10 protein-coding genes are annotated in these 14,029 nt (G+C 71.1%); 7 read left to right on the forward strand and 3 right to left on the reverse strand.

All coding sequences use genetic code 11. The annotated features are described in order from the left end of the window. The first annotated feature begins 40 nt into the window (after nt 1-40). Complete coding sequence (locus ACIQLK_RS01335) at nt 41-3,262, forward strand: DUF5107 domain-containing protein (RefSeq protein WP_400362277.1); 3,222 nt, start codon at nt 41-43, stop codon at nt 3,260-3,262. Then, nucleotides 3,259-4,563, forward strand: a complete 1,305-nt coding sequence (locus ACIQLK_RS01340) for a cellulase-like family protein (protein ID WP_400362279.1) — start codon at nt 3,259-3,261, stop codon at nt 4,561-4,563. Before ACIQLK_RS01335 ends, ACIQLK_RS01340 begins: the two co-directional genes overlap by 4 nt. Nucleotides 4,564-4,715: 152 nt before the next feature. Here the strand turns inward: ACIQLK_RS01340 and ACIQLK_RS01345 are convergent, their stop codons facing one another. After that, nucleotides 4,716-5,651 (reverse strand): NADP-dependent oxidoreductase, encoded by a 936-nt coding sequence (locus ACIQLK_RS01345; RefSeq protein ID WP_400362281.1) that lies wholly within the window; start codon nt 5,649-5,651, stop codon nt 4,716-4,718. A gap of 109 nt (nt 5,652-5,760) precedes the next feature. Here ACIQLK_RS01345 and ACIQLK_RS01350 point away from each other — a divergent pair, with 109 nt between their 5' ends. Beyond that, nucleotides 5,761-6,249, forward strand: coding sequence for a MarR family winged helix-turn-helix transcriptional regulator (locus ACIQLK_RS01350; protein ID WP_400362283.1), 489 nt, complete (start codon nt 5,761-5,763; stop codon nt 6,247-6,249). A 237-nt stretch (nt 6,250-6,486) separates the two neighbouring features. Here ACIQLK_RS01350 and ACIQLK_RS01355 read toward each other — a convergent pair whose 3' ends face one another. Both ACIQLK_RS01355 and ACIQLK_RS01360 read right to left on the reverse strand, forming a co-directional pair. Further along, the gene (locus ACIQLK_RS01355; protein WP_400362285.1) at nt 6,487-8,781 is read right to left on the reverse strand and encodes a rhamnogalacturonan lyase; all 2,295 of its coding nucleotides are present in this window, start codon (nt 8,779-8,781) and stop codon (nt 6,487-6,489) included. A gap of 323 nt (nt 8,782-9,104) precedes the next feature. After that, nucleotides 9,105-10,106: a LacI family DNA-binding transcriptional regulator gene (locus ACIQLK_RS01360; protein ID WP_400362286.1), complete on the reverse strand. Its 1,002-nt coding sequence runs from the start codon at nt 10,104-10,106 to the stop codon at nt 9,105-9,107. 105 nt (nt 10,107-10,211) lie between these two features. On the opposite strand from ACIQLK_RS01360, the gene ACIQLK_RS01365 reads away from it, so the two are divergent. Genes ACIQLK_RS01365 through ACIQLK_RS01380 form a run of 4 tightly spaced genes read left to right on the forward strand, consistent with a single transcriptional unit; the run spans nt 10,212 to nt 14,020 of the window. Then, nucleotides 10,212-10,574: an L-rhamnose mutarotase gene (locus ACIQLK_RS01365; RefSeq protein ID WP_400362287.1), complete on the forward strand. Its 363-nt coding sequence runs from the start codon at nt 10,212-10,214 to the stop codon at nt 10,572-10,574. Further along, nucleotides 10,571-11,737 carry an L-rhamnose isomerase gene (gene rhaI / locus ACIQLK_RS01370; protein ID WP_400362289.1) on the forward strand — a complete coding sequence of 389 codons (1,167 nt, stop codon included), beginning with the start codon at nt 10,571-10,573 and terminating at the stop codon, nt 11,735-11,737. Before ACIQLK_RS01365 ends, rhaI begins: the two co-directional genes overlap by 4 nt. 7 nt (nt 11,738-11,744) lie before the next feature. After that, nucleotides 11,745-12,602 carry an alpha/beta hydrolase gene (locus tag ACIQLK_RS01375; protein WP_400362290.1) on the forward strand — a complete coding sequence of 286 codons (858 nt, stop codon included), beginning with the start codon at nt 11,745-11,747 and terminating at the stop codon, nt 12,600-12,602. Beyond that, nucleotides 12,599-14,020, forward strand: coding sequence for a rhamnulokinase family protein (locus tag ACIQLK_RS01380; protein ID WP_400362291.1), 1,422 nt, complete (start codon nt 12,599-12,601; stop codon nt 14,018-14,020). The genes ACIQLK_RS01375 and ACIQLK_RS01380 overlap by 4 nt, the downstream gene beginning before the upstream one ends. Nucleotides 14,021-14,029 lie beyond the last annotated feature (9 nt).

Genomic DNA, 14,029 nt, shown 5'->3' on the forward strand with positions numbered 1-14,029 from the left:
ACCCATGGCCCGAACTCGCCGCCCCGCATAGATTCGCCCCATGCCCGACGCCGCGCCCAGCCGCATCCTGCTCCCCGACGCACCCGCCGACCAGCAGGCGCTGCTTGACGACGGCGGGGTCGCGTGCTGGTCCGAGGACGTCGTCATCGACACGTACGAGCCCGGCGACCCCGACCCGTACCCGGCGTTCCTGGACCGGCGCGTGTACCAGGGCTCGAGCGGACGGGTCTATCCGCTGCCCATGATCGAGTCGATCTCGCACGAGAAGCGGCCCCGCGCGTGGCGGGCGATCCACCTCGAGAACGCCTACGTCCGGCTGATGCTGCTGCCCGAGCTCGGCGGACGCATCCACATCGGGTACGACAAGATCGCCGGCTACGACTTCTTCTACCGGAACAACGTCATCAAACCGGCCCTCGTCGGGCTGGCCGGCCCGTGGATTTCGGGCGGCGTCGAGTTCAACTGGCCGCAGCACCACCGCCCGGCGACGTTCCTGCCGGTCGACAGCCGCATCGAGCGTGAGGACGACGGCGCGGCGATCGTCTGGCACAGCGACCTCGACCCGCTGCAGCGGATGCGGGGCGTCCACGGCGTGCGACTGCGTCCGGGTTCCTCGCTGATCGAGCTCGACGTGCGCCTGCACAACCGCACCGACGTGCCGCAGACCTTCCTGTGGTGGGCGAACGTCGCCGCCCGGTCGCATGACCGGTACCAGTCGTTCTTCCCCGACGATGTGAGCTACGTCGCCGATCACGCCCGCCGCGCCATCACCGCGTTCCCCCGCGCCGACCGGCCGTACTACGGCGTCGACTACCCTGCCCTCACGACCGAGCGCCCCGACGCCGACCGCATCGACGTCTACAGCAACATCCCGGTCCCCACGTCGTACATGATCACCGACACCGACGACGGCTTCTTCGGCGGGTACGACCACACCGCGGACGCCGGTTTTGTCCACTGGGCCGACCCCGCGATCTCCCCGGGCAAGAAGCAGTGGACCTGGGGCGACGGACCGATCGGCCGCGCGTGGGACGACCAGCTCACCGACACCGACGGCCCCTACGTCGAGCTCATGGCCGGCGTCTACACCGACAACCAGCCCGACTTCGCGTGGCTCATGCCCGGCGAGACGAAGGCGTTCTCGCAGCACTGGTTCCCGGTCCACGAGATCGGTCCGGTCCGACAGGCGACGACGGATGCCGCGGTCTCGGTCGCGACCGAAGTCGGCCGATCGCGCATCGGCGTGATCACGACCCGCGCGCACGGCGCAGCGCGCGTGGAGGTCGGCCTCGAGGGCGGCAGCACGTCGTTCGATATCGTCGTCGGCCCCCACTCGCCCGTCGTCGTCGAGGTCGACGGGACGGCGACCCACGTCGCGGTGATCGCCGACGACGCGACGCTCGTCCATTGGGTCCGGCGCGACACGGAGTCGGTCGAGCCCTGGGTCGCGACGGCGCCCGAGCCGGCCGAGCGCATCGCGGGCAGCGACGAGCTGGTCCTCGCCGCGACCCATCTGGTGCAGTACCGGCATCCCACCCGGTCGCCCCTCCCCTACCTGCGCGAGGTGGTGCGGCGCGACCCTGACGATGCTCGCGCTCGCACGATGCTCGGCTCGTGGCACCTCGCGCGCGGCGAGTATGCCGCGGCGCGGGAGCACCTCGAGGCCGCCGTCGCCCGCGAGACCAGACGCAACCTCAACCCCCGCGACGGCGAGGCGCACTACCTGCTCGGGCTCGTGCTCGAACGTCTCGGCGAGTGCGCCGACGCCGATCGCCGGTTCGCGCGCGCGGCGTGGAACGCGGCGTGGGCGGCACCGGCATCCCTCGCTCGCGCCCGTCTCGCCCTGTCGGACGGTCGACCGGCCGACGCCCTTCGACGGGCAGACGCCGCCGGGCCGATCGCCGAGGCCCAGCGCCTTCGCGTGCTCGCGCTGCGCCGACTCGGCTGCGACGACGCTGCAGCACTCGATGCCCTGGTCGCGGCGGACCCACTCGACCCGATCACCGCCTGTCTCACGGGCTCCGCACCGTCGGATCCGCGCGCCGCTCTCGACGCCGGCGCCGAGCTCGCCCGCGTCGGCGCGCCCCACGAGGCCCTCGTCACGACCGAGCGTGAGGCGACCGGCGAAGCCGGGTTCGGCAACCTCGAGCCGGTCCGACTGATCCTCCGCGCAGCGTGGGCGGATGCCGCCGGGCACCCCGATCTGGCCGCCGCCGAGCGCGCCGCTGCCGACCTCCTCGACCTGGGCGGCGCCTTCCCCGCCGGGCTCGACCAGCACGATGCGCTCGTTGCCGGAACCGCGGCCGGGTCCTCCGCCGCCCCGGCGATGCTCGGCGCCTGGCTGCTCGACGCGGGGCGCGACGACGACGCCCTCGCGGCCCTCCAGCGGGCACGGGCTCTGAACTCCGACGATCCCGTCGTGCTGCGCAACCTCGCCCTCGCGACGATCCGCACCGGCGGCGACCCCGCCGAGGCGGCCGACCTCTACGAGGCCGCGCTCGCTCACCGCCCCGACCCCCGTCTCGTCCTCGAACGCGACCTGCTCGCACAGCTGACGGGAACGGATGCCGCGGCCCGCCTCGCACTCATGGAGCGCCACCCCGTCGCGCTCGACGCCCGCGACGACCTCGCCGTCACCCATATCGGGCTGCTGCTCGATGCCGACCGGCTCGACGACGCGTGGCGGATCCTGACGACGCGCGTGTTCCGTCCGTTCGAGGGCGGCGAGGGGATCGTGCTGGCGGCCTACGATCGCGCGGCCTGCCTCATCGCGCGGCGATTCTGCGCCGAGGGACGAGCGGATGCCGCCATCGCGCTGCTCGAGGCGGGGATCGACGCTCCGGCGAATCTCGGCGAGGGGCGGCATCCTGCCGTCCCGCAGGCCGAACGGTTCGTGATCCTCGGCGACGCGCACCTTCTCGTCGGCGACGACGCCGCCGCGCGCACCGCCTGGGAACGGGCATGTGCCGCGACGCCGCTCGCGGTCGCTCCGCGTCCCGCCGATGAAGCGACGTTCTGGATCGGTGTCGCCCGCACCCGCCTCGGCGAGACCCCCGCAGCCGACGCGGTCTGGGATGAGCTCGACGCGCGCGCCGCACAGATCGAGGCCGCGCCCGACGAGGTCGACTACTTCGCGACGTCCCTCCCGGAGCTGTTCGTGTTCGATCTCGACACCGCCGAGCGCCGCGGGGCGCAGGCCGCCGCGCTGCGCGAACTGGCGGCGACCGGCCGCGCGGTGACGCGCGAGAGGATGAGGCCATGACCGACCGCTACCTGGGCTCGGGCACCGTCGCCGAAGTGCCCTACGGGCCGACCGGCCCCGTGCCCTCGCACCTGCCCGACCGGCTCGCGATCACCCTGTGGGACTTCTCCTGGTACACCCGCGCCGGCGCGGGCGACGTGTACGCCGACCTGGATGCCGCGTGCGCCGACGCGGCTGCGCTCGACTACAACGCGATCCGCATCTGCGCGGCACCTCTGCTGCTCTTCGGCGGCCTGGGGCTCGACGATCTCGCCCGGAACCTCGAGATCGAGGGGCTCGGAGCCGCTGCCTTCGGCGGCTACTACGGCCAGCGCACCCGCTGGTACGACGCTCCCGGTGGCTACGCGCTCGACCTGTACGCGCACCTCGAGGCGCTCTTCGCCGCCGCGCGGCGGCACGGGCTGGTGCTGATCCTCGCGAGCTGGGAGTACCAGCAGTCGCCCGCGTTCGCGGCGTCGCCGGAGTGGTTCGACGCCATCGATGCGGTGCCGCTCGAGGACCGCTACCGTCTGCTCGCCGACGCGTGGGACCGGATGCTCGCGTGGATCGATGAGCGCGGCTTCCGTGATCTCGTCGCCCTCGTCGAGCTGCACAACGAAGTCGACTTCTCGATCCTCCCGGCGCTGAGCGACGGCGGGGCGACCGAGATCGAGCGGCTGCGGGTGCGGCATCCGGATCTGCTCATCACGGCCAGTTACGGCAAGCCGCCCCACCTGGCGATGCACCGGGTGCCCGTGGGCCTCGGCGCGGCGCAGTTCCACGTCTACAGCTACGGCGTGCTCGATGCGCTGCAGAGCCGTGCCGACATCCGCTCGGAGGGGAGCGACGGCTTCCCGAACTCCGAGCTGCGCGCCCTGCTCCGAGCCGATGCGCCGACTCCCGCCGAGTACGGCCGCCCGGCCGAATGGAAGCTGCGGGCGACGGTCGTCACCGACCAGATGATCTACGGCTACGACTGGGTGGATGCGGCAGCCTGGGACGCGTGGCTGGATGCCGAGTATCCGCGCTACGCAGAAGTCATGCACCGCGAGATCGAGTCCCGCGTCATCGCGATCGCAGAGTGGGCGCGCTGGCAGGGGTTGCCCGCGGTGATCGGCGAGGGCTGGGTCGGGTACACGCCGCTGCACGGTGGGTTCGAGGAGTCCGAGACCGGTCGCGAGCTGGCGGAACACGGCATCCGCACCGCCCTCCAGCGCGGCGCGTGGGGCGTCGTCCTGTGCTCGAACGCCGCCCCGCACCACCCGATGTGGCAGCTGCGCGAGTGGCAGCAGCACGTCAACGCGCTCGTGCGCTCGCTCTGACGGGCGGCGCGCGGGACCTGGCCGACCCTGCCCACATCATGTGCTCCGGACGAGAACACCCGTTCCGGACGGTTCGGATGGTGTGCGGTGGTCGGGAACACATGATGTGGCCGCCCACCGGCTCGCACGCGCGCACGCACTGAGCCGGGCAATCACGCAGTCGGTGTGACGACGATCTTCCCGTGCACCTGCCCCGCCTCGAGCCGGGCGTGGACCTCGGGCAGCTGCACGAGCGGAGCGCGCTCGGCGATGTCGACCCGCAGCTCGCCGGCGTCGACCAAACGGACGAGCTCTGCGAGCTGATCTCGGTCGCTGCGGACGAACACCGTCAGTCCCCGGACGCCGCGCGCCTCGTCCGACGGGGTCGCCATCCATGCGGTCGTCGACACCACCACACCGCCGTCGCGGACCCGCGCGGTCAATGCGGAGAACTCCTCCTCCGCGAGCGGCGCGAGGTTGAGCACGACATCCACCGGTTCGTCGATGACGGATGCCGCCGAGCCCGCTGTGCGGTCGATCACACGGTCAGCCCCGGCATCCGTCACAGCGGCGCGACTGCGCCCGCTCGCCGTCGCGATCACCTCGGCGCCGGCACGCTTGGCGAGACGCACAGCGTGCAGGCCGACGACACCCCCGGCCCCGGTGATCACGATGCGCTGGCAGGCCTGCAGGTCGGCGTACTCGAACAGGGCCTGCCATGCGGTCAGCGCCACAGACGGGAGGCCCGCAGCATCCGACAACGCGATCGAGGCCGGAGCCGCCACCAGTGAGTCGGCGGGGGCGAGGACGTACTCGGCCGCAGCGCCGTCGTCGGTCATCGGCAGGAACCCCACCACCTCGTCACCGACGGTCAGCCCGGTGACACCGGCGCCGAACGAGACGACGGTTCCCGACGCGTCGTATCCCGGAGTGTGCGGCAGCGTGATCGGGATCGGCAGCCGACCGAAGCGGATGCCGTTGTCGGCGGGGTTCACGCCCGCCCCTGCCACGCGCAGCAGCACCTGCCCGGCCGCCGGGGTCGGCGTCTCGACCTCGTCGAGCATCAGCACGGACGGGTCGCCGGTCTCGAAGAATCGCATCGTCTTCATGATCTTTCCTCTCCTTAGGTGCTTCGAATCCGAAGCAATAAGACGACGGTAGCGCTGTTTCGAGTTCGAAGCAAGTAATTCGAACTCGAAACATTGATATCGTCTGAGCATGAGCGAGATCAGCGATGTCGAACTGGGTGCGTACTTCGCCGTGACCGAGGTGGGCAATCTCCTGCGGCACGCCGTCGAACAGCAGCTGAAGGATGCCGGCAGCCTCAGCTATGTGCAGTTCCACGTCCTGGCAACCCTGGGCGATTCGCCCGCCGGGAGCGCACGCATGACGGACCTCGCCGACGGCGTCGTGTACAGCAGGAGCGGTCTCACTTACCAAGCGCAGCTGCTCGAGTCGCGCGGCCTCGTGACGCGCGCACCCTCGGTCGACGATGAGCGCAGCGTGACGGTGACGATCACGGATGCCGGGCGCGCCCTGCTCGCGACGGTCTTTCCCGGGCACCTCGAGATCCTCCGGGGCTACTTCCTCTCCCCCCTCGCCCCCGGCGAGGCCCGCACGCTCGCCGACGTCCTCGGGCGCGTCCGCGATCACATGCGCGCCGCCCCACCGCGCTCCGCCAGCGCGCGCCGCCGCAAGGCCGACTGACGCGAGCGCGCCCGCGCGCGCCCGCCCCCCTGACCACATCATGTGCTCCGGACGAGAACACCCGTTCCGGACGGTTCGGATCGTGTGGGGTGACCCAGAACACATGATGTGGCCACGCGCGCGACGCACGCACGCAGACACGCACGCACGCTCGCGACGCACGCACACCGCGCACCCGCGCCGGCAACGAAGAAGGGACGGATGCCACCGGCATCCGCCCCTTCTCACCTCACCCGATCAGCGCAGCGGCACGTCCGCGAAGGACATGTCGGACGCCAGGTAGAAGTCCGTGTACGCGGGCTGGTTGTACGTCGTCTGCTGACGCGCGATCTCGGCCCGGTACTGCGGGTCGTGCATGAGCGTGTAGAGCTTGTGCTCGGTCGGCTCCATCGAGACGTAGATGCGCAGCGCCGACGAGTCGGCGGTCCGCACGATCAGCTCCTCGCGCCAATCACCGAAGACGTCGGCGACGAGGGACGGGTTGCCCTTCGTGCCGTTGTTCGTCAGGGTGCCGGATGCCGTGAGCATCGTCCCGCGCGTCCAGTCGTCGATCGTCGGGGTCACGGTCTGCGCCCCGTTCACGATCTGCGTCGTCAGGTCGCCCGCCCAGCGGATCGACATGTTCGTCCCCGGGTTCGTGGGCTGGAGGACGTCGCCGTCGGCAGAGAGGAGGCCGGAGGCATCCGTTCCCGCGGGCATGCTCGACCATGCTTCGATGCCCGGGACGTCGGGGCGGACGTCGCCGACCATGCCGCGGCCGGTGTCGCGGCCGGAGTAGGCACCGAAGAGCACCTCGCCCGTCGCGGCATCCCGCATCGCCGTGCCGTACGGCGCGTACGCCCCACCCTCGTGGACGGTGAAGATCTCCTTGCCGGGGCGGTTCGGATCGAAGTCACCCACGTGCATCGCGTCGCCGTGGCCGAGACGCACGTTCTCGCCCGGAGTCGCACTGCCCTCGGGCATCGTGTCGAACGACGAGTAGAGCAGGCTGCCGTCGTCGTCGAGCGTCGCCGAGCCGTAGACGATCTCCTGCTTGCCGTCGCCGTCGACGTCCGCCGCGCTCAGACTGTGGAAGCCCTGCGTCGTCAGCGTGCCGTACTCGGGGTCGGTGCCGTCGCGGCCGTGCGGACCGTCGTTGAACGGGTTCGTCATCGGGAGGTGCCCGCTGTCGACGAACCAGCGCTTCGTCAGATGCTTGCCGTTCCAGTCGTACGTCGCGACCGTCGAACGCGTGTAGTAGCCGCGGGCGAAGACCGCCGACGGACGCGTCCCGTCGAGATACGCGACTCCCGAGAGGAAGCGGTCGACGCGGTTGCCCGGCTCGATGCGCGACATCGCGTAGTCACCCCAGAGCAGACCGTCGTCGCCTCGGCCCGGCGCGTAGCGGACCGTCTCGAGCTCCTTGCCGGTCTTGCCCTCGAACACCGTGAGGTACTCGGGTCCGTCGACGATGAAGCCCTCGAAGTTCCGCAGCACGTTGCGGGCCGAGCGCGAGGGTGCGTACACGTCGATGAAGTAGTCGACGAGCTCCTCGGCGTCGGCGCGGCTCAGCGGGTAGTCGTGCGTCGGCTCGGTGCCGAGCGCCTCCTCGATGGTGGCGGGCCACTGACCCGACACGACCTCGTCTCGCTCCGACCAGCCCTGGAACACGTCGGCGAGATGCGCCGCGTAGTCGTCGGCGCTCAGTCGATAGTCGTCGGAGTGCGAGTAGCCGGCCTTGCGGTCGGCCTTCGGCATGGTGACGAACTCGGACTTCTTGGCTTTGCCCTTCTTGAACTCCGTGCTCTTCGTGCCCGGAGCCGTCTTCATCATGATCTCGGCCTTGCCGTTCCCGTCGAAGTCGTAGACGAGGAACTGCGTGTAGTGCGCGCCGGCGCGGATGTTGACGCCCAGGTCGATGCGGTTGAGCAGCGTGCCATCGAGCTCGTACGTGTCGATGTACACCGGACCGGTGTAGCCGACCTGCGAGACGTCCTTCGAGTTCGACGGGTCCCACTTGACGACGTACTCGTACGCACCGTCGCCGTCCACGTCGCCGACCGAGACGTCGTTCGCGGAGTAGGTGTACGCCTCACCAGCAGGAGTGACGCCGTCCTGGGGCTTCGTGAGCGGGATGTCGAGGAACGGCCACCCCTGCACCGTCACCTTCTCGGACGGCTTGCCCTCGCGCTTGCCCTGCAGCGGCGAGACGGTGTAGCGCGAGCGCTCGGTGCCGTCGGGATCGACGTAGGTCGTCGAGTCGGTGGCGGTCGCGATGCGCTTGCCGTCGCGCTTCACGACGAAGTCGGTGCCGGTGAGGCCCGTCTCCGAGGCGCCGGTCGCTTCGCTCTTGAACAGACGCCACGAGAGATGGATGCCGTCCTCACCGGGCAGCGCGACGAGACCCCGGTCGAGCTTCTCGAGCTGTGGCGAGGCGCCGGGCTTCGGCTTCCCCGGACCGTGGCCGGGGTGTGCGATCGCGGCCTGCGCCGGGACGATGAGGGCCGCTGCGGCGAGCGCGGCGACGACGGATGTGCGGACGGGTTTTCTCATGCTGTTCACCCTTGAACTCGTGATGGAATGCGTTTTCCCCAGTCGTCCGCCGAGCCTAGGTGGCTTGTTGAATCGTGTCAATGGATGCCGGGCGTCGCACAGCGCGGCCGCGGGAGCCCCGGCATCCCGCGGCCCCTTCTCGGACCAGATCATGTTCTGTCGTCGAGCGCACACGTTCTGCGCGCAGCACAGCGTGTGGTCTCGACGAGAGAACATGATGTGGACCGCGAGCGCCGGGCACACCCCGCACCCCCCGCACCCCCCGCACACCCCGCACCCGCACCCGCACCCGCACCCGCACCCGGACGGTGCCGCGGCGCGCGTCAGCCCCCGGTGGACGCCCGGACGACGAGCTCGGGGCGGAAGCGGATGCGCTGCGGCGCGGCATCCGGATCCGACAGCGTCGCGAACAGCGCGTCGACCGCGGCGGCCCCGATCTCTCGCGCGGGCTGTCGGACCGAGCTGAGCGGCACGACCGTCGACTGTGCGAAGTCGATGTCGTCGTAGCCGATGAGAGCGAGGTCCTCAGGCACCCGCAGCGAGCCGAGGATGCCGGCGCCCTGCAGCACGCCGACGGCCAGCAGATCGTTCGCGCAGAACACGCCGTCCGGCCGCTCGGCCGGGTCGCGCCGCGCGAGCTCCTCGCCGACGAGGCGCCCCGCGAGCACCGTGAGCTCGTCGGTCGATGCCACCTCGAGCGTCACGCCTGCCACTTCGGCGAGCGCGCGTTGCGCACCCTCGAGACGGTCCGCGACCTGGCGGACGGATGCCGGGCCCCCGGCGAACAGGATGCGGCGACGTCCCTGCTCCAGCAGGTGCTGCACGGCCAGGTATCCGCCCTCGACGTCGTCGACAGCCACGGACGGCAGGTCGCCGTCGGCCTCGGCGTCGACGAGCACGATCGGCACGCCCGCAGTCTCGAGCGTCTCGGCCCGCGCCTCATCGAGGGTGAGCGGAGTGAGCAGCACGCCATTGACCCGCTGCTCGCGGAAGAGGTCGAGGTACGCGTTCTCGCGGGCGGCATCCTGGCCACTGCTGCCGAGGAGGACGGTCACCCCGTGCTCGGCGGCGCGCTCCTCGGCCCCGCGGGCGACCTCGGCGAAGAACGGGTTCGCCGAATCGAGGACGACGAGGCCGACGGTCCGGCTGCGTCCCGCCCGCAGCTGCCGCGCGGCGTCGTTGCGCACGAATCCGAGGTCGGTGATGGCCGCGTGCACGCGATCCACCGTCGCCGGAGAGACCTTCTCGGGCCGGTTGAGGACGTTCGACACGGTCCCCACCGACACTCCCGCCGCGCGAGCGACGTCCTTCACACTGACTGCCACGTGACCTGCCTTGACGGATGCTTCGGACCCACGTTACTGTTCAAGATCTTGAATCGTTTCATGAAACGCTTCCCCAATTCTCGACCGGCCTCACGAAGGAGTGACATGACCCGCGTCGCCTTCCAGCTCCAGATCGACCCCGCGCTCATCGACGAGTACGTCGCCCGCCACACGCCCGTGTGGCCCGAGATGCTCGCCGAGATCGAGGCCGCCGGACGTCGCAACTACTCGCTCTTCCTCGGCGACGGCGGCCGCCTGTTCGGCTACTACGAGGTCGACGACGACACCGCGGCGCAGGCCTACCTCGCCGCGTCCCCGGTCGCGGCGCGCTGGGAGGCCGAGATGGCCCCCTTCTTCGTCGGGCTCGACGGCCGCCCCGACCAGGCGGCCACGCCGCTGGCCGAAGTCTTCAACCTGCACGACCAGCTGGCGGCAGATGCGGCACCCTCAGAAAGCGACCCCTCATGATCACGCTGTCCTCCGACATCCTCAGCCGGCTCGAGGGGCAGGCCATCGAGCTGCCCAGCTGGGCGTTCGGCAACTCGGGCACCCGATTCCGCGTCTTCGCGACGGCCGGCACCCCGCGTGATCCGTTCGAGAAGATCGCGGATGCCGCCGAGGTCAACCGCTACACCGCTCTGGCTCCCACCGTCGCCCTCCACATCCCGTGGGACAAGGTCGACGACTACGCGGCGCTGCGCCGCCACGCCGAGGATCTCGGCGTGCAGCTCGGCACGATCAACTCGAACACGTTCCAGGACGAGGACTACAAGTTCGGTGCTCTCACCCACCACGACGAGCGCATCCGCCGCAAGGCGATCGACCACCACCTCGAGTGCATCGACATCATGGACGAGACGGGATCGCGCGACCTCAAGATCTGGCTCGCCGAGGGCTCGAACTACCCGGGCCAGAACGACATGCGCGGACGCCAGGACCGCCTGCAGGACTCGCTCCAGAAGATCTACGCGCGGCTCGGCGACGCCCAGCGCCTCGTGCTCGAGTACAAGTTCTTCGAGCCGTCCTTCTACCACACCGACGTTCCCGACTGGGGGACGTCCTACGCCCAGGTCGCGGCCCTCGGCGACAGGGCGATGGTCTGCCTCGACACCGGCCACCACGCCCCCGGCACCAACATCGAGTTCATCGTCATGCAGCTGCTGCGCCTCGGCAAGCTCGGCTCATTCGACTTCAACTCGCGCTTCTACGCCGACGACGACCTCATCGTGGGCTCCGCCGATCCGTTCCAGCTGTTCCGCATCCTGACCGAGGTCATCCGCGGGGGTGGGCTGAACAACCCCGATGTCGCGTTCATGCTCGACCAGTGCCACAACATCGAGGACAAGATCCCCGGCCAGATCCGTTCCGTGCTGAACGTCCAGGAGATGACGGCGCGAGCGCTGCTCGTCGACCGTGAGGCGCTCACCGCCGCACAGCAGGCGAACGACGTGCTCGGGGCCAACGGCATCCTCATGGACGCGTTCTACACCGACGTCCGCCCCGCCCTCGCGCAGTGGCGCGAGTCGCGAGGGCTCCCCGCCGACCCGATGGCCGCGTACGCGGCATCCGGTCATCTGCAGAAGATCGCCGACGAGCGCGTCGGCGGCACGCAGGCCGGCTGGGGTGCATGATCGACCGATGAGCGACATCCCCACCCCCTACGGCGCCGCCGGCGGCCTCGTCCGCGTCTACCCCGCCCGGGTGCTCGAGCGCCCGACTCCGGGCCTCGTGTGGTTGCACGGCGGCGGTTTCGCCGCCGGCGACATCGACATGCCCGAAGCCGATCACGTCGCACGGACCTTGGCGGATGCCGGGACCACGGTCCTCTCCGTCGACTACCGCCTGGCACCCCTGCCCGACGGGTGGGACGCTCCCGCGACGGAGCCCGGTCGCGAGCGCGCCGGGTTCCCCGCGGCATCCGATGACACCCTCGCGGCCTGGGACTGGCTCCTCGCCGAGGCCGCGACGCTGGGGGTGGATCCGGCACGCCTCGCGATCGGCGGAGCGAGCGCCGGCGCGAACATCGCGACCGGGGCCGTTCTGCGCCTCATCCAGAACGACCGGCATCTGCCGGCGCTCGTCCTGCTCGCCTACCCGACGCTGCTGGCCGAGCAGCCCGCACCCGAAGGCGAGCTGCGTGCCGCGCTCGACGCCCGGCCGGAGGCCGACCGATTCGGCCCGGATGCCGTCCGCGGCATGTACGAGAACTACCTCGGCGGGTCGGTCGTCGACGCACCACTGGCCGCGGTCCCGGGGCTCGCCAGCCGCGACGATCTCGCCGAGTTCCCGCCCACGCTCATCGTCGCCGGTGACGTCGACGAGCTGCGCGTCTCGAGCGAGCACTTCGCGCGGACCCTCGCCTCCGCCGGCCGCGAGGTCGAACACGTGATCGAGCCGGGTACCGATCACGGCCACCTCAACCGTCCCGACGAAGGGGATGCCGCATCCCTGACCCTGGCGCGCTTCGCCGCACGCCTGGCCGACCTCACGCCGTGAGCATCGCGCGGCGCGCCGTCGCCGCCGTCGACCTCGGTGCGACGAGCGGCCGGGTGATCGTCGGCCGCGTCGGCCGCGACACGCTCGAGACCACGACCGTCGCCCGCTTCGCGAACGATCCCGTGCGCCTCGCCGACGGCCTGCACTGGAACATCCTCGGCCTTTACGGCTCCGTGCTCGACGGCCTCCGCGAGGCATCGCGGAGCGGCGACATCGCGAGCATCGGGGTGGATTCGTGGGCGGTCGACTACGGCTTGATCGCGCGCTCGCGCCTGCTCGGCGAGCCGTTCCACTACCGCGACGAGCGCACCGCGCGCGGCGTCGAGGCGGTCCACGCGTCGCACCCGCACGGGGCGCTGTTCGCCCGCAACGGCCTGCAGTTCCTGCCGTTCAACACGCTCTACCAGTTGGCCGCCGAGGACCGCTCCGTACTGCGCCTCGCCGAGCACGCGCTGCTCATCCCCGACCTGGTCGGGTTCTGGCTCACCGGCCAGGCGCGCGCCGAGCGCACGAATGCCTCGACGACCGGCCTCCTCCGGGCCGACACGGGCGAGTGGGATGCGGACCTGACGGCCGCCCTCGGCATCCCGCAGCACCTGCTGCCGCCGCTCATCTCCCCCGGCGAGCCGCTCGGGCACCTCACCGCCGACGTCGCCGCGAGCCTCGGTGCAACCCGCACCGCGGTGACGGCCGTCGGGTCGCACGACACGGCATCCGCCGTCGTGGCCGTCCCGATGACCTCAGGCGACGCGGCGTACATCTCGTGCGGCACGTGGGGACTCGTGGGCGTCGAGGTGGAGCACCCCGTGCTCACCGACGCCGCCCGTGAGGCGAAGTTCACCAACGAAGGCGGCGTCGACGGACGCACCCGCCTGCTCCGCAACGTCATGGGCCTCTGGGTCCTCAGCGAGACGGTCCGCGGCTGGCAGCGCGAGGGGCACGAGGTCGAACTCGGCGAGCTGCTGGATGCCGCGGCCTCAGTACCCGGCCCCGTCGCCGTCTTCGATGTCGACGACCCGCGATTCCTGCCGCCGGGCGACATGCCGACGCGGATCGCCGCCTGGTGCGAGGAGCACGGCGTCGCCGCGCCGCGGGGCCGGGCCGAGATCGCCCGCAGCATCATCGAGTCCCTCGCGCAGGCCTTCGCCGACGCCGCGCACGAGGCCGGCCGTATCGGCGGCGTCGACGTGCGCGTCATCCACATCGTCGGCGGCGGATCGCTCAACGACCTGCTCTGCCGGCGCACCGCCGATCGGGCGGGGGTCCCCGTGCTCGCGGGTCCGGTCGAGGCGACCGCGCTCGGGAACATCCTCGTGCAGGCGCGGGCCGCGAGCCTCGTGACCGGCTCGCTCGACGCGTTGCGCGACCTCGTCGCCCGCACGCACGAACCCCGTCGGTACGAGCCGACGGCGCGCTGACTCCTCGGA

This window comes from Microbacterium sp. NPDC091382, from assembly GCF_044757025.1.
In the GTDB taxonomy this organism is placed as follows: domain Bacteria; phylum Actinomycetota; class Actinomycetes; order Actinomycetales; family Microbacteriaceae; genus Microbacterium.